A 15,937-nucleotide genomic window follows, 5' to 3' on the forward strand; every position below is an offset into this window, starting at 1 on the left:
CATGAGTAATCTACAGATCGGATTGGCGGTAGCCGGTGGCCTGGTGCTGGCGGCGGTGGTCGCCCATGGCGCCTGGACCTCGCGAAAAAACGCGCCACGCCAGGCGTTGCCCGACTCGTCACCTGCGGACCTGCAGGCCGAAGGCCAGGAACCGGCGCTGACCGATTTCAACTTTGACGCCAAACCGTTCAACTTGCCGCCCGCGCCACGCCGCCCGGTGATGGACTCGTTGATCGACGTGATCGCCACCGTGGCGTTGGACAGCACGGTGACGGCCGTGTCCGGCGAAGCGGCGCTGGCAGCCATGCCGGCCACGCGCCGTGCAGGCAGCAAGCCCTTCGCGGTGGAAGGCTATAACCTGGGCACCCTGGTGTGGGAGAGCCCCGCGGCAGGCCAGCGTTACGGTGGTTTCCAGGCCGGTGTGCAGCTTGCCAACCGCACCGGTGCACTCAACGAAATCGAGTATTCCGAATTTGTCGTCAAGACCCAGGCGTTTGCTGACGCCATCAGCGCCACGCCCGAGTTTCCGGAAATGCTGGACGAAGTGGCCCGTGCTCGTGAGCTGGACCAGTTTGCCAGTGCACACGATGCGCAACTGGGCTTTTGCATCCGTGCCCGCAACGCGTCGTGGAGCCCCGGTTATGTGCAGCAGAACGCGGCGCGCCTGGGCTTTGTGGCAGGTGCCATTCCCGGGCGTATGGTGTTGCCCTCCAGCATGGACGGCCTGCCGCCCCTGCTGGTGCTGAGTTTTGATTCCCAGGCTGCTTTGGCCGAAGACCCCGCGCAGAGCGCCATCCGCGAGCTGGCCCTGCATCTGGATGTGGCGCAGGTGGACCGGGCCGAGCGGCCCTTTGAGCGCATGCGCGAAGCGGCTGGCGCCCTGGCCAGTGCCATGGAAGGTGTTGTCACCGATGACAACGGCCAGCCCCTGGCGTCGCAGACCATGGACGTCATCGGCACGGAGCTGCAAGGCCTGTACGACACGCTGGAACAGCGTGACCTGGCCGCCGGTTCTCCGCTGGCGCGCCGCCTGTTTTCCTGATTTCTTTTAAGCCCCGGCCATGGCCACAATGGATTTGTTTGCCGAGCCGCCCTCGGACGAGGAGCGCTTGGCCGCTTTGCGCGCACAACTGCACCATCATGCCCACCAGTACTACGTGCTGGACGCGCCAGTGCTGCCGGACGCCGAATATGACAAGCTGTTCCAGGAGCTGCAGGCGCTGGAGGCGGCCCACCCCGAATGGGTGACACCCGATTCGCCGACCCAGCGCGTGGGTGGCAAACCGCTGGATGCTTTTGCCACGGTGCGCCATGTGGTGCCCATGCTCAGCATCCGCACCGAGACAGACACCGAATCCACCGGCGCAGAAGCCTTTGATGCCCGGGTGCGCAAGGAACTGGAACTGACAGAAACGGCTCCGCCCGTGGAATACGTGGCCGAACTCAAGTTCGACGGTCTGGCCATGAGCCTGCGCTACGAACAGGGTGTGTTGGTGCAGGCCGCCACACGTGGCGATGGTGAATATGGCGAAGACGTCACGCAAAACATCCGCACCATTGGCCAGATTCCTTTGCGTTTACCGTATGTGGCCCCCACGCTCGGCACTGACGTGTCCTCGCTGCCCCTCGAGGGGGCTCTCGCGCCTTGGGGCGGCCCGGCGGCGCTCGGCGTTCCCGCCGTGCTGGAAGTGCGCGGCGAGGTCTACATGCGCCGCGATGACTTCGAGGCCATGAACGAGAAGCAGCGCGAGAAGGGCGAAAAGACCTTCGTCAACCCGCGCAATGCTGCCGCCGGTGCCGTGCGCCAGCTCGACCCCGGTATTGCCGCCCAACGTCCGCTGAGCTTTTTTGCTTACGGGCTGGGTGAGGTCACGCCAGTGGAGCAGGGCGGCCCCGCCTTTGCCACGCATTACGCCATGCTGCAGACCCTGAAATCATGGGGCTTTCCGGTCGCAACCCAGGTGGGTATTGCGCAAGGTGCTCCTGAATTGATAGCGTATCACCAGCGCATGGGGCGCGAGCGCGACCAGTTGCCCTACGACATTGACGGTGTGGTCTACAAGGTCAACAGCCTGGCATTGCAGCGCCAGCTCGGGTTTGTGACCCGCGAGCCGCGCTGGGCCGTGGCGCACAAATACCCGGCGCAGGAACAGATCACCAAGGTCTTGGGCATTGACGTGCAGGTGGGACGCACCGGCAAACTCACGCCGGTGGCACGGCTCGACCCGGTGTTTGTGGGCGGTACGACCGTGTCAAACGCCACGCTGCACAACCTGTTTGAATTGCGTCGCAAGAAGGTGCGCGTGGGCGACAGCGCCATCGTGCGCCGTGCCGGTGACGTGATCCCCGAAGTGGTCGGTGTGGTGAGTAGCGGGCCACGCGCCACCTATGTACCCAACTTCCGCATGCCGCGCACCTGCCCCATCTGCGGCAGCGAGGTGGTGCGCGAAAAGACCGAGATGAACCACCGCTGCAGCGGTGGCCTGTTCTGTCCCGCCCAGCGCAAGCAGGCTATCCTGCACTACGCGCAGCGCCGCGCGGTGGAGGTGGAAGGGCTGGGCGAGAAGCTGGTGGACCAACTGGTGGAAACCAACGTCATCCGCACACTGCCAGACCTCTACAAACTGGGTCTGACCGCGCTGGCCGCGCTGGACCGCATGGCCGAGAAGTCGGCCCAGAACATTGTCGATGCGCTGGAGAAGTCCAAACAAACCACGCTGCCGCGTTTCCTCTTCGGCCTGGGCATCCGCCATATCGGCGAAGCCACGGCCAAAGACCTGGCACGCCATTTCGGCACGCTGGACGGCATCATGGATGCGACCGAAGAGCAACTCCTGGCGGTGAACGACGTCGGCCCCATCGTGGCAAAAAGCCTGCACACCTTCTTTGCCCAGCCGCACAACCGCGAGGTGGTGGAGCAACTGCGCGCCTGTGGCGTGACCTGGGAAGAGGGCGCATCGACCGCGCTGGCACCCAAACCGCTCGCGGGCAAGACCTTTGTGCTGACCGGCACCTTCCCCAAGCTCAGCCGCGACCAGGCCAAAGACCTGCTGGAAGCCGCGGGCGCCAAGGTGGCCGGTTCGGTCAGCAAGAAAACCAGCTACGTGGTGGCAGGCACCGAGGCCGGCAGCAAGCTGGACAAGGCGAACGAGCTGGGTGTCACGGTGCTGGACGAAGCGGGCATGTTGGCCCTGTTGCAATCACCTGCGCTGTGAGCGCAGCGTCCACAGGCTTTCTAGTGGGGTGGCGTGAAGGTCTCAGGCCTGCGCCACAACCAGACCAGCACGGTAGCCATGCAGGCGATCGCCCCGGCAGTCGCCCATACCTTGGGGACCGTGAACAGCATGAACACCGCGCTGGCGGACATCATCCAGGTGGCGCCCCATTTGGCTTTGCGGCTGACCACGCCGCCCTGGCGCCAGTCGCGCAGCATGTTGCCAAACAGCCGGTGTTGTTCCAGCCAGGCCAGCAGCCTGGGCGAGCTGCGTGCCGCGGCCCAGGCGGCCAGCAAGATGAAAGGTGTGGTGGGCAGTACCGGTAAAAATAGGCCCAGAAAACCCAGCGCTAGACTCACGACTGCCAACAGGCGCAACAGCCATTGCATCCACAGCGGAAGCGGTGGTGGCGTGGTGGTCAAAGAAGGTTCAGGAATTGGCGCAGACATGCCTCCTGATTGTGCCGCTTCAAAAGAGAAAAAATCATGACCGTACGTGACATCCTCAAAATGGGCGACCCGCGTTTGCTGCGCGTGGCCCAACCCGTGACCGCATTCGACAGCGACGCGTTGCACCTGCTGATCACCGACATGCTGGACACCATGCGTTCGGTGAGCGGTGCCGGTCTGGCTGCGCCACAGATTGGTGTGGACCTGCAACTGGTGATCTTTGGCAGCCATGAGCGCAACCCGCGTTACCCGGACCGGCCCATCGTGCCGCCCACGGTGCTGATCAACCCGGTGATCACGCCGATCGGCGCGGAGGAAGAGAGCGATTGGGAAGGCTGCCTGTCGGTGCCCGGCCTGCGTGGCGTGGTCCCCCGTTGGGCACATATCCGTTACACCGGGTTTGACCAGTATGGCGACCCCATTGACCGCACAGTGGACGGTTTCCATGCGCGTGTGGTGCAGCATGAATGTGACCACCTGATTGGCATGCTGTACCCGATGCGGGTGCGTGACTTCACGCAGTTTGGGTACACCGAGGTGTTGTTCCCCGATATCTCGGCCGCCGAAGACGACTGAAGCGGACCTGTTGCGCCAGCGCACTGTCTATGCCCCATGATCGCTGTATCGCACGGATGTGCTGCCACCCAAAAAGGTTCTTATGAACGCAAGCCACGCGAGGCCTGACAAGGCGCAAATTTCCAAGGAAGATCTGCAGCAGCTCAACCAGTTGCGGCAGCACCGCCGGGTGCACAGAAAGCGCCTGCCACTTCAGGCGCCATCGGTAGCCGAGCATTTTGAGGCCCCGGCACCCACCCGCGGGCAGCGGCTGGCCGATGGTGTGGCGGCGACGATTGGTTCCTGGCGTTTCATCGCCATCCAGAGCACAGCCATCGTCATCTGGATGGTGGGCAATGTGATGTCCGGGGGCGGCGCCTGGGACCCGTATCCCTTTATCTTGCTGAATTTGCTGCTGTCATTTCAGGCGGCTTACACGGCGCCCGCCATCATGATGAGCCAAAACCGCCAGTCAGAGCTGGACCGGCGGCATGCCGAAACGGACTATGAAATCAACGTGAAGGCCGAGCTGGAGATTGAGCTGCTGCACGAGAAAATTGACATCCTGAAAGAACGGGAGTTGCTGGCCCTGACCGAGGCGGTGCAGGCGCTGTCGGCCCAGCTGGAGACGCTGACGAAGCGCTTGGACAAGTAACAACAGGCTGCCCCGGAGTGCCAGACTGCCAGCGTCAGGGCTTGGGGCGTACGCATTTTGCTATACAAAATATAGCTGCTTGCGCATATTCCATAAGGGCTGCAGCCCTTTTTTGCATAAATTCTGGCCGTGGACTCAGGCCGTCATCGCATCCAGCAGCTCGGTCTCGATGTCGATCTGCGCGCGGCTGTGCTGCAGTTCGGGGCCGTGGATCAGGAAAGTATCTTCCACCCGTTCGCCCAGCGTCGCCACCTTGGCCAGCTGCACCACGATGCGGTGTTTGGCCAGCACACGTGCCACGCAGTAGAGCAGACCAATGCGGTCGCTGGCCGAGATATTGAGCAGCCAGAGCTGGCCTTTTTCATCAGGGCGCAGCGTGATGCGCGGCGCAATCGGGAAACTCTTGACGCGGCGCGAGACCCGGCCGCGGCTGGGGGCGGGCAGGGGACCCGCGTTGGCAATCGCCAGGCTCAGGCCGTTTTCCAGCAGGTTGGTGAGTTCGCGGTATTGCTCGTCCATGTCGGCCGTGGTGACCACCTGGAAGGTGTCCAGCGCGTAGCCCGTTTTGCTGGTGTGCACCCGTGCATCCAGAATGCTGAAGCCACCCTGGTCAAAGTAGCCGCAGATGCGGGCAAACAGGTCCGGCTGGTCCTGGGTGTAGACCAGCACCTGCAGGCCCTCTCCCACGGGGGAGCGGCGGGTGCGCACGATGGGCACGGCAGTGGCCACATGGCGCGACAGCTGCTTGGTGTGCCAGGCAATATCGGCCGCGTCGTGGCGCATGAAGTAGCTCACGTCCAGCGTGTCCCACAGCGGTTTGTGCGCCTCAAACGGCATGGCGTACAGGGCCACCATGACCAGCGCCTCGCGTTTGCGGGCTTCCACATCGGCATCCGGGTCGGGCGCGCGGCCACCCAGCACACGGGAGGTGTACTTGTACAGGTCTTCCAGCAGCTTGCCTTTCCAGGCATTCCAGACCTTGGGACTGGTGCCGCGGATGTCCGCCACCGTCAGCAGATACAGCGCGGTCAGGTTGCGCTCGTTGCCCACCCGTTTGGCAAAGTCGGCAATCACCTTGGGGTCGCTCAGGTCCGACTTTTGCGCAATGCGGCTCATGGTCAGGTGTTCCCCGACCAGAAAGGCGATCAGCTGTGTGTCTTCGGCATCAATGCGGTGCTGTTTGCAAAAGCGCCGCACTTCGTCCATGCCCAGCTCGGAGTGGTCGCCGCCCCGGCCCTTGGCAATGTCGTGGAACAGGGCAGCCACATACAGCACCCAGGGCTTGTCCCAGCCCGAGGCCAGTTGGGCGCAGAACGGGTATTCGTGGGCATGCTCGACGATGAAAAACCGCCGCACATTGCGCAGCACCATCAGGATGTGCTGGTCCACTGTGTAGACGTGGAACAGGTCGTGCTGCATCTGCCCGACGATGCGGCGAAACACCCACAGGTAGCGCCCCAGCACCGAGGTCTGGTTCATCAGCCGCATCGCATGGGTGATGCCCTCGTGCTCCATGATGATCTTGCGGAAGGTTTCGCGGTTCACCGGGTCGGCGCGAAACTTCGCGTCCATCAGGTCACGCGCGTTGTACAGCGCACGCAGCGTGCGCGCCGAAAGGCCTTTCACACCAATGGTGGTCTGGTAGATCAGGAAGGTTTCCAGAATCGCATGCGGCTCGCGGCGGTACAGGTCGTCGCTGACCACGTCGATGGTATTGGCCTTGTTGTTGAAACGCGCGTTGATCGGACGCGGCGCATGGGTGGAGGGGCTGAGCCGCTCCTCGATGTTCATCAGCAAAATCTGGTTGAGCTGGGTCACGGCCTTGGCGGCCCAGTAATAACGCTTCATCAGCGCTTCACTGGCGCGCGCGAACGTGCGTGAGGGCGGTACTGGCGCGGTGGACACATAACCGAACGATTCGGCCACGGCGTTCTGCATGTCAAAAATCAGGCGGTCTTCGCGGCGTCCGGCAATCAGGTGCAGGCGCGCGCGGATCTGGAACAGCAGCGATTCATTGCGCTGGATTTGTTTGACTTCAAACGGTGTGGCCAGGCCATTCTTGGCCAGCGCGTCCCAGTCGTCGCCATAACCCGCCGCTTTGGCCACCCACAGAATCACTTGCAGGTCGCGCAGGCCACCCGGAGATTCCTTGCAATTGGGTTCCAGCGAGTAGGGGGTATTTTCAAACTTGTTGTGGCGCTGGTACATTTCCAGCGTCTTGGCCACATAAAAAGCCTGTGGGTCCATGGCCGCAAAAAAGGCGGTGCGGAATTCATCCACCAGCGCGGCGTTGCCGGTGATCAGGCGGCACTCCAGCAGTGCCGTTTGGACCGTGACATCCTTCTCGGCCTCGGCCAGGCAATCGCCCAGCGTGCGCACGCTGGAGCCAATTTCCAGCCCCAGGTCCCAGCAACTGCCAATAAACGCCTCGATCTGCGTCTTCAGCGCGGAGTCAGGCTCGGGTGAATACCCGTTGGGCATGAGCACCAGCACGTCCACATCCGAATGGGGAAACAGCTCGCCGCGGCCAAAACCACCGACCGCCAGCAGGGCCATGGGGTGCTGCAGACCGGCCAGGTTCCACAGCTTGACCAGCATGCCGTCGGTGAGCTGGGCCAGGCGGTGCAGCGCCTTGCGCACGTTGCGGGCCGAATTGCCCTGCGTGCCTATGGTTTGCAACAGCTGTGCTTTTTGCGCGCGGTAGTCGGCGCGCAGGGCCTGCAGATCGGACATGGCGCTCAGGTGGCCTGAGCCTGCGTGGGCACAAAGGCCGGCGTGGGCGGGCTACCGGCGGACAGGGTTAGTACTTCATAACCGGTGGGCGTCACCAGCACGGTGTGTTCCCACTGCGCCGAGAGCGAATGGTCCTTGGTGACAATGGTCCAGCCGTCTTTTTCGGGGCCGTCCTTGATGTCTTTCTTGCCCGCGTTGATCATCGGTTCGATGGTGAAGGTCATGCCTTCGACCAGCTTTTCCAGCGTGCCAGGGCGGCCGTAGTGCAGCACCTGGGGCTCTTCGTGGAAGACCTGGCCAATGCCGTGGCCGCAGAACTCGCGCACCACGCTGAAACCCTGGCCTTCGGCAAATTTCTGGATGGCAAAACCGATATCGCCCAGGTGGATGCCGGGCTTGACCATCATGATGCCTTTCCACATGGCGTCGTAGGTGATCTGGGCCAGGCGTTTGGCAGCGATGGAGCATTCACCGACCATGAACATGCGGCTGGTATCCCCGTGCCAGCTGTCTTTGATGACGGTGACGTCGATGTTGAGCACGTCGCCCTTCTTGAGCGCCTTGTCGTTGGGGATGCCGTGGCAGACCTGGTGGTTGACCGAGGTGCAGATCGACTTGGGATAGGGGATGCTGCCGCCACCGGTGTAGTTCAGCGGCGCGGGGATCGCACCCTGCACCTGGGTGATGTAGTCGTGCGCCAGCTTGTCCAGCGCGTTGGTGGTAACGCCGGGTTTGACGAAGGGGGTCAGGTAGTCCAGTACTTCGGAGGCCAGTTTGCCCGCCACGCGCATGCCTGCGATGCCCTGGGCGTCTTTGTAGGTGATAGTCATGGCCCCAATTATCCCAGAGGCTGCGCCGTTTGCGCTTGAGGCTGTGGTTAGGGCGCGGCGCCTAGGGCAAATAGGCAACAGGTCGTTACCATCGCGGCCACAGGAGATTCCCATGTCAGACGCATACCTCGGCTTTGCCAATTCCCCCATCGGTTCCCGCATTGCCGCCGCACTGGGCCTGCCCCAGCCCCAGCCACTGGAGCGTTTTGCGCCCGGTCAGCCCGTCATTCGCGGCACGGTACTTCTGGGCGGTACCGCAACGTCTGAACTGCTGACTGCGCTGGCCGGCATTTTCCATTCCATAGGCGCGCAGACGCTGGCGCACCGCGGTTTGCCGCAGTGGACAGCTACGGCCAACGCAGCAGGTCTGATGACGGGCCGCTGGGGCGTGGAAGACCAACCCGGTGAAAAGCTCAAGGCCCTGGTGTTTGATGCCAGCGGTTTGGATGACAGCAGCCAGTCCGACGCGCTGTACCAGTTCTTCCACGATACGGCGCGCTCCGTTCTGTCTTGCGGCCGCGTGGTGGTGTTGGGCCGCCCGCCCGAGGCCTGCGCCAACCCGCGCAAGGCCACAGCCCAGCGCGCACTGGAAGGCCTGACGCGTGCCCTGGCCAAGGAACTCAAACGCGCCATTGCGGTGCAACTGGTCTACGTGGCTGAGGGCGCCGAAGGCCACCTGGAAAGCACGCTGCGTTTCCTGCTGTCGCCGCGCAGCGCCTATGTTTCGGGCCAGGTGGTGCGCGTGGGTGGTGCGAGCCAGCCGGCTGCGGCGCTGGACTGGAACCAGCCGCTGGCAGGCAAGAAGATATTGGTAACTGGCGCATCACGCGGCATTGGTACCGCGATTGCCGAAGTCATGGCGCGCGACGGTGCCCAGGTGATCTGCCTGGACGTGCCACAGGCGCAAGACGCCTTGCTGGAAGTCGCTACCCGTCTTGGCGGCAAGGCGCTGGCGCTGGACATTGGCGCTGCCGAAGCTCCACAGGCGCTGGTGGACGCCGCATTGGCCGACGGTGGCTGGGACGTGGTGGTGCACAACGCCGGCATCACACGTGACAAGACCATCGCGAACATGAAGCCGCACCTCTGGCAGGCCGTGGTGAACGTGAATCTGTCCACGCAAGAGCGTATCAACGAAGCGCTGGTGGCCTCGGGCGCACTGAAGCCCGGCGCACGCATCGTCTGTGTGTCGTCCATCTCGGGCATTGCCGGCAACATGGGCCAGACCAATTACGCACTGTCCAAGGCCGGTGTGATCGGCATGGTGCAAAGCACTGCGCCGCATCTGGCGGCGCGTGGCATCACCATCAACGCCGTGGCGCCCGGCTTTATCGAAACCCAGATGACTGCCGCCGTGCCCTTCGCCATCCGCGAAGCGGGCCGCCGCATGAATTCCATGGGGCAGGGCGGCCAGCCTGTGGACGTGGCCGAGACCATCGCCTGGTTCGCCAGTCCCGCCTCTGGTGGACTGAACGGCAATGTGGTGCGCGTCTGCGGCCAAAGCCTTCTGGGCGCTTAAATTTTTTCTGATTACCCGAGGACCACACCATGACCACCATCCGTCGCGTCGCCATTCTGGGCGGCAACCGCATTCCCTTCGCGCGTTCCAACACCGTCTACTCCCAGGCCTCCAACCAGGAAATGCTCACCGCCACGCTGCAAGGCCTGGTGGACCGATTCAACCTGCACGGCCTGCGCATGGGCGATGTGGTGGCCGGCGCGGTGATGAAACATTCGCGCGACTTCAACCTGGTGCGCGAGAGCGTGTTGTCCACCACCCTAGCGCCTGAAACCCCGGCTTTCGATATCCAGCAGGCCTGCGGCACCGGCCTGGAAGCGGCCATGCTGGTGGCCAACAAGATTGCACTGGGCCACATTGAGTGCGGCATTGCCGGTGGCGTGGACACCACGTCGGACGCGCCGATTGCCGTGAACGAGCAGATGCGCAAGATCCTGCTGGACGCATCGCGCGCCAAGACCACGGGCCAACGTCTGGCGGCCCTGGCCCGTTTTCGCCCGGGCATGCTGTTCAGCCCCGCGCTGCCGCGCAATGGCGAGCCGCGCACTGGCCTGTCCATGGGCGAACACGCCGAACTGATGGCACAGGAGTGGCACATCAGCCGCGAAGCGCAGGACGCGCTGGCGTTGCAAAGCCACGAACACCTGGCGCGTGCCTATGCCGATGGCTTTTTCACCGACCTGATGACACCGTTCAAAGGCGCCACACAGGACAACAACCTGCGCACCGGCCTCACGCTGGAGAAGCTGGCCGCGCTGAAGCCTGTGTTCGACAAAAAAGTGGCGCCCGGCAAGGGCACGCTGACCGCCGGCAACTCCACACCGCTGACCGACGGCGCCTCCGCCGTGCTGTTGGCCAGCGAGGAATGGGCCGCTGCGCGCAATCTGCCGGTGCTGGCCTACTTGAGCTTCAGCGAAGTGGCGGCGGTGGACTTCTTTGACAAGAAGGAAGGTCTGCTGATGGCCCCGGCCTACGCCGTGCCGCGCATGCTGGCCCGCGCCAACCTGACGCTGCAGGACTTCGATTTTTATGAAATCCACGAGGCCTTCGCCGCCCAGGTGTTGTGCACGCTGGACGCCTGGAAAAACCCCACCTTCTGCAAGGAACGCCTGGGCCTGGACAAGCCGCTGGGAGAGATCGATCGGACCAAACTCAACGTCAACGGCAGCTCGCTGGCGGCTGGCCATCCGTTTGCCGCCACCGGCGGGCGCATCGTCGCTACGCTGGCCAAACTGCTGGCGCAAAAGGGCAGTGGCCGAGGCCTGATTTCCATCTGCGCGGCAGGCGGGCAGGGCGTGGTGGCGATTCTGGAGCGATAAGGCTGCGCAGAAAAAGTACATCCGTTCGGGCTGAGCCTGGCCAGTCCTGAGCTTGTCGAAGGGCGAAGCCTTCTGCAAGTCCTTGATTTGCAAGGGCTGCGTTTCGACAAGCTCAACGCGAACGGACTTGTTCAGCATTGCGTTAAAGCCCCTCTGATGGCCTGGAGGGTATGGCGGCCCGGTTAAAATCCGGGGCTTTGGTGTCGGGCCCATTCAGCGCCCGGCGTCTGCGTTGAATTTTCCCCTTCAGCCCCCTACCTAGGCCACCACTGTGACCCTGCACATCTCCTCTTTCGAGGGCAGCAACGCCCTGAGCCCCTTCCGCGTTCAACAATTGCTGCCTGCCTTGCAGGCCATCAGCGACAAGATTTCAGGGGTTTCTGCACGGTTTGTGCACCTGGTGGCCACCGAAACGCCCATGGAGCAGCCCCTGGCGCACCAGTTGGCAGCCCTGCTCAAGTACGGCGATCCGTATGTTGGCCCCACGCACGGCCCCAGCATCGTCGTCAGCCCGCGTTTTGGCACCGTGAGCCCCTGGGCGTCCAAGGCGACCGACATTGCGCACAACTGCGGCTTTGCCGTCAAACGTATTGAGCGGCTGGTCGAATACCGCGCCACGCTGAAAAGCGGCCTCTTGGTCAAGGCGACACTGAGCGTGGAGCAGTTGCGGCAGGTTGCCGATTTGCTGCACGACCGCATGACCGAAAGCGCGATGCTGGACCGCAGCCAGGCCCTGGAGCTGTTCAACGCCCTGCAACCCGCGCCCATGGACCATGTGGACGTGCTGGGCGGTGGCAAAAACGCGCTGGTCAAGGCCAACACCCAATTCGGCCTGGCCCTGGCTGCCGACGAAATCGACTACCTTGTCAACGCCTTCACCACGCTGGGTCGTAACCCCACCGATGTGGAACTGATGATGTTCGCCCAGGCCAACAGCGAACACTGCCGCCACAAGATTTTCAACGCCCAGTTCACCATCGACGGCGTGGCGCAAGAGAAAAGCATGTTCGGCATGATCCGCAACACGCACCAACTGGCGCCGCAGTACATGCTGGTCGCGTACTCGGACAACGCCTCGGTCATGGAAGGTGTGCAGGTAGAGCGTTTCATTGCCAAATCTGCCTCTGGCCCAGATGGGGTGAGCGCAGCCAGCTATCAAAAGAGTAGCGAAATCAACCATATCCTGATGAAGGTGGAGACCCACAACCACCCCACAGCCATCTCGCCGTTCCCCGGCGCATCGACTGGTGCGGGCGGTGAAATCCGCGACGAAGGCGCCACCGGCCGCGGCTCCAAGCCCAAGGCGGGCCTGACCGGCTTCACCGTCTCCAAGCTCTGGGGCAGCACCATGGGCAAGCCCGAACACATTGCCAGCCCGCTGCAGATCATGGTCGAAGGACCGCTGGGCGGCGCAGCGTTCAACAATGAATTCGGCCGGCCCAACCTGTTGGGCTACTTCCGCGAGTACGAGCAGACCGTCGCCAGCGATGTAGACACAGTGCAGCGCGGCTACCACAAGCCCATCATGATCGCGGGCGGCCTTGGCATCATCGACGCGGGCCAGACCCACAAGATTGAATTTCCGGCCGGCAGCCTGCTGATCCAGCTGGGCGGCCCTGGCATGCGTATCGGCATGGGCGGCAGCGCCGCCAGCTCGATGGCGACGGGCGCGAACGCCGCCGAGCTGGACTTTGACTCCGTGCAGCGCGGCAACCCCGAGATCGAGCGCCGGGCGCAAGAGGTGATCAACCAGTGCTGGATGCAGGGCGATCAGAACCCGATCCTGGCAATCCACGACGTGGGCGCTGGCGGTTTGTCCAATGCCTTCCCCGAGTTGACCAACGACGCGGGCCGCGGTGCGCGGTTCGATTTGCGTGCTGTGAAGCTGGAAGAGTCCGGCATGGCACCCAAGGAAATCTGGTGCAACGAGAGCCAGGAGCGGTATGTGATGGCGATTGCGCCCGAGTCGCTGGCGCAGTTCACGGCTTTGTGCGAGCGCGAGCGTTGCCCGTTTGCGGTGATTGGCGTCGCGACCGAAGAGCGCCAGTTGCAACTTGTTGACACATCCGTTCGCCCTGAGCCTGTCGAAGGGCTCGTGGGGGCTTCGACAAGCTCAGCCCGAACGGATGGCATGCCCGTCGACATGCCCATGAACGTGCTGCTCGGCAAGCCGCCCAAGATGCATCGCGATGTGAAGACCGTTGCGCGCACGTTCAAGCCGCTGAACCTGACCGGCGTAGATATCCAGAAGGCCGTCATCGACGTGCTGGCGCACCCCACAGTCGCCTCCAAACGTTTCCTGATCACCATTGGCGACCGCACCGTCGGTGGCCTCACGCACCGCGACCAGATGGTTGGCCCCTGGCAAGTGCCGGTGGCGGATTGCGCCGTCACGCTGGCCGACTTCAAGGGCTTTGCCGGTGAAGCCATGTCCATGGGCGAACGCACGCCGTTGGCTGCACTCAACGCGCCTGCGTCCGGCCGTATGGCCGTGGCCGAGGCGATCACCAATTTGCTGGCGGCGCCCATCGAACTGCCGCGCGTGAAGCTGTCCGCGAACTGGATGGCCGCCTGTGGTGAAGCCGGTGAAGACGCCGCGCTGTACGCCACCGTCAGGGCCGTGGGCATGGAGCTGTGCCCGGCCCTGGGTATCTCCATCCCCGTGGGCAAGGACAGCCTGTCCATGCGCACGCAGTGGAAACAAACCGAGGAGGGCCCCTCCGGTAGCCGAGTCACCGACAAGAAAGTCACTTCCCCTGTCTCCCTGATCGTCACTGGTTTTGCCACGCTGCAAGATGTGCGCGGCACGCTGACGCCGCAACTCAACGCTTCTGAAGACACGACCCTGGTCCTGATCGATCTGGGCAAGGGCCAGCACCGCATGGCCGCCAGCATCCTGGCGCAGACGCTGGACCAGGTGGGTGACGCCGTGCCGGACCTGGACGATGCCCAAGACCTGGTCAACTTGGTGAACGCCGTGAACGCGCTGCGTGCCAAGGGCCAGGTGCTGGCCTACCACGACCGCGGCGACGGAGGCTTGCTGGCGACGGTTGCCGAGATGGCCTTTGCCGGCCGAGTGGGCGTGGCGCTCAACGTGGACATGCTGGTCACCGAAGGCGACGGCATTTCCGACAGCCGCATGGACGTGGGCGACAGCAAAAACTGGGCAGGGCAGGTGGGTGCGCGCCGTGAGGAACGCACGCTGCAGGCCTTGTTTACCGAAGAGCTGGGGGTGGTGCTGCAAGTGCGTACGTCCGAGCGTTCGGATGTGATGGCCACACTGCGCGAACATGGCCTGTCCAAGTTCAGCCACTTCATTGGCAAGACGCGTCCTGCTACTGACGGTATAGAGGCGGGCAAGGGTGAGCTGCAAATCTGGCGCGACGCCAAGAACATCTTCAGCGCCAAACTCGCCGATCTGCACCAGGTCTGGGACGCCGTGAGCTGGAAGATTGCCCAGCAGCGCGACAACCCCGTGTGTGCCGATGCAGAACATGCCGCTGCGGGTGCCGAGAACGACCCCGGCCTGCACGTTTATGTGCCAAATAGTGCTCTAGCCCTTATGGAGTCTGCGCAAGCAGCTACTAAAAATGTAGCGCCCGCGGTGCTAACAAGTCGCCCCAAGGTGGCCGTGCTGCGTGAGCAGGGCGTCAATTCGCATGTGGAAATGGCCTACGCCTTCACCGAAGCGGGCTTTGAAGCCTATGACGTGCACATGACCGACCTGCAGACTGGCCGCGCGAAGTTGCAGGACTTCAAGGGTGTGGTCGCTTGCGGTGGCTTCAGCTACGGCGACACGCTGGGCGCCGGTATTGGCTGGGCGCGCAGCATCACCTTCAACCCGCTGCTGTCCGAGCAATTCCAGGCTTTCTTTGCCCGCCAGGACACCTTCGGTCTGGGCGTCTGCAATGGTTGCCAGATGTTTGCCGAACTGGCCGACATCATCCCCGGCGCGCAGGACTGGCCGCGTTTCACCACCAACCAGAGCGAGCGTTTTGAAGCCCGCCTGTCACTGGTAGAAGTGCTGGAGTCACCTAGCCTGTTCTTCAAGGATCTGGCCGGCATGCGCCTGCCGATTGCCGTGGCGCATGGCGAAGGTTTTGCCAACTTCAAATACCGCGGCGATGCAGCCAAGGCCATTGCGGCCATGCGCTACGTCGACAACAGCGGCGCAGCCACCGAGGCCTACCCGTTCAACCCCAACGGCAGCCCGGGCGGTTTGACCGCGGTGACCACGGCCGACGGTCGTTTCACGGCCATGATGCCGCACGCCGAACGTGTGTTCCGCAACGTGCAGATGAGCTGGACCAACCTGGACCAGAACGCCCACAGCCCGTGGATGCAACTCTGGCGCAACGCGCGCAAATGGGTGGGGTGAAGCTCTCCCGCCTGTTGCAGCCGCGCAAGCCGGCGTTTTGGCTGATGGTGGCCCTGAACCTGCTCTCGGCGGTGCTGGGCTGGGTGGTCAACACCTACCAGCTCAATGTGCTGGGAAGTTTGCTGGTGGCGGGGTTTGCCATTGGCAATGCCCTTTTGGGCATGTGGCTGGCCTGGCTGCTGGTGAACGCGCGCATTTGACGTCGCCTTGGTTGCGCGAATAGCACATTTGCAGCGCTTTGGTTTTTCGGGCGCGAATGCAAGCAGTGGTGGTGCGTGAATTGA

11 protein-coding genes are annotated in these 15,937 nt (G+C 63.3%); 8 read left to right on the forward strand and 3 right to left on the reverse strand.

Annotated elements, in window-relative coordinates:
- The first annotated feature begins 1 nt into the window (after position 1).
- Both RS694_RS09710 and ligA read left to right on the forward strand, forming a co-directional pair.
- Positions 2 to 1,042 (forward strand): cell division protein ZipA C-terminal FtsZ-binding domain-containing protein, encoded by a 1,041-nt coding sequence (locus RS694_RS09710; RefSeq protein ID WP_029707497.1) that lies wholly within the window; start codon positions 2 to 4, stop codon positions 1,040 to 1,042.
- Positions 1,043 to 1,061: 19 nt separating this feature from the next.
- Positions 1,062 to 3,215, forward strand: a complete 2,154-nt coding sequence (gene ligA, locus RS694_RS09715) for an NAD-dependent DNA ligase LigA (protein WP_029707496.1) — start codon at positions 1,062 to 1,064, stop codon at positions 3,213 to 3,215.
- Positions 3,216 to 3,235: 20 nt separating this feature from the next.
- Here ligA and RS694_RS09720 read toward each other — a convergent pair whose 3' ends face one another.
- Positions 3,236 to 3,664, reverse strand: coding sequence for a YbaN family protein (locus tag RS694_RS09720; protein ID WP_051391860.1), 429 nt, complete (start codon positions 3,662 to 3,664; stop codon positions 3,236 to 3,238).
- Positions 3,665 to 3,700: 36 nt separating this feature from the next.
- Between RS694_RS09720 and def the strand changes: the two genes are divergently transcribed.
- Both def and RS694_RS09730 read left to right on the forward strand, forming a co-directional pair.
- A complete protein-coding gene (gene def, locus RS694_RS09725) occupies positions 3,701 to 4,240 on the forward strand; it encodes a peptide deformylase (RefSeq protein WP_029707494.1) in 540 nt (179 codons plus the stop codon).
- Between the two features lie 82 nt (positions 4,241 to 4,322).
- Positions 4,323 to 4,874, forward strand: a complete 552-nt coding sequence (locus RS694_RS09730; RefSeq protein ID WP_029707493.1) for a DUF1003 domain-containing protein — start codon at positions 4,323 to 4,325, stop codon at positions 4,872 to 4,874.
- Between the two features lie 135 nt (positions 4,875 to 5,009).
- Here RS694_RS09730 and RS694_RS09735 read toward each other — a convergent pair whose 3' ends face one another.
- Together RS694_RS09735 and map are read right to left on the reverse strand one after the other, a co-directional pair.
- The gene (locus tag RS694_RS09735; RefSeq protein ID WP_029707492.1) at positions 5,010 to 7,607 is read right to left on the reverse strand and encodes a [protein-PII] uridylyltransferase; all 2,598 of its coding nucleotides are present in this window, start codon (positions 7,605 to 7,607) and stop codon (positions 5,010 to 5,012) included.
- Between the two features lie 5 nt (positions 7,608 to 7,612).
- A complete protein-coding gene (map, locus tag RS694_RS09740; RefSeq protein WP_029707491.1) occupies positions 7,613 to 8,437 on the reverse strand; it encodes a type I methionyl aminopeptidase in 825 nt (274 codons plus the stop codon).
- Positions 8,438 to 8,549: 112 nt separating this feature from the next.
- On the opposite strand from map, the gene RS694_RS09745 reads away from it, so the two are divergent.
- The 4 genes from RS694_RS09745 to RS694_RS09760 all read left to right on the forward strand — a co-directional run bounded on the left by RS694_RS09745 (position 8,550) and on the right by RS694_RS09760 (position 15,853).
- On the forward strand, positions 8,550 to 9,956 hold the full coding sequence (locus RS694_RS09745) for a 3-oxoacyl-ACP reductase (protein WP_029707490.1): 1,407 nt from the start codon (positions 8,550 to 8,552) through the stop codon (positions 9,954 to 9,956).
- A gap of 29 nt (positions 9,957 to 9,985) precedes the next feature.
- Positions 9,986 to 11,275, forward strand: a complete 1,290-nt coding sequence (locus RS694_RS09750; RefSeq protein WP_029707489.1) for an acetyl-CoA C-acetyltransferase — start codon at positions 9,986 to 9,988, stop codon at positions 11,273 to 11,275.
- Between the two features lie 271 nt (positions 11,276 to 11,546).
- Positions 11,547 to 15,653, forward strand: coding sequence for a phosphoribosylformylglycinamidine synthase (gene purL / locus RS694_RS09755; protein WP_029707487.1), 4,107 nt, complete (start codon positions 11,547 to 11,549; stop codon positions 15,651 to 15,653).
- Entirely contained in the window at positions 15,611 to 15,853 is a 243-nt protein-coding gene (locus RS694_RS09760; RefSeq protein WP_241463989.1) for a hypothetical protein, read from the forward strand. Before purL ends, RS694_RS09760 begins: the two co-directional genes overlap by 43 nt.
- The last annotated feature ends 84 nt before the right edge of the window (positions 15,854 to 15,937 follow it).

The organism is Rhodoferax saidenbachensis (assembly GCF_001955715.1).
Classification (GTDB): domain Bacteria; phylum Pseudomonadota; class Gammaproteobacteria; order Burkholderiales; family Burkholderiaceae_C; genus Allorhodoferax; species Allorhodoferax saidenbachensis.

Coding starts and splice junctions, on each gene's coding strand:
- RS694_RS09710 (WP_029707497.1), top strand. CDS start 2: ATGAGTAATCTACAGATCGGATTGGCGGTAGCCGGTGGCCTGGTGCTG.
- ligA (WP_029707496.1), top strand. CDS start 1,062: ATGGCCACAATGGATTTGTTTGCCGAGCCGCCCTCGGACGAGGAGCGC.
- RS694_RS09720 (WP_051391860.1), bottom strand. CDS start 3,664: ATGTCTGCGCCAATTCCTGAACCTTCTTTGACCACCACGCCACCACCG.
- def (WP_029707494.1), top strand. CDS start 3,701: ATGACCGTACGTGACATCCTCAAAATGGGCGACCCGCGTTTGCTGCGC.
- RS694_RS09730 (WP_029707493.1), top strand. CDS start 4,323: ATGAACGCAAGCCACGCGAGGCCTGACAAGGCGCAAATTTCCAAGGAA.
- RS694_RS09735 (WP_029707492.1), bottom strand. CDS start 7,607: ATGTCCGATCTGCAGGCCCTGCGCGCCGACTACCGCGCGCAAAAAGCA.
- map (WP_029707491.1), bottom strand. CDS start 8,437: ATGACTATCACCTACAAAGACGCCCAGGGCATCGCAGGCATGCGCGTG.
- RS694_RS09745 (WP_029707490.1), top strand. CDS start 8,550: ATGTCAGACGCATACCTCGGCTTTGCCAATTCCCCCATCGGTTCCCGC.
- RS694_RS09750 (WP_029707489.1), top strand. CDS start 9,986: ATGACCACCATCCGTCGCGTCGCCATTCTGGGCGGCAACCGCATTCCC.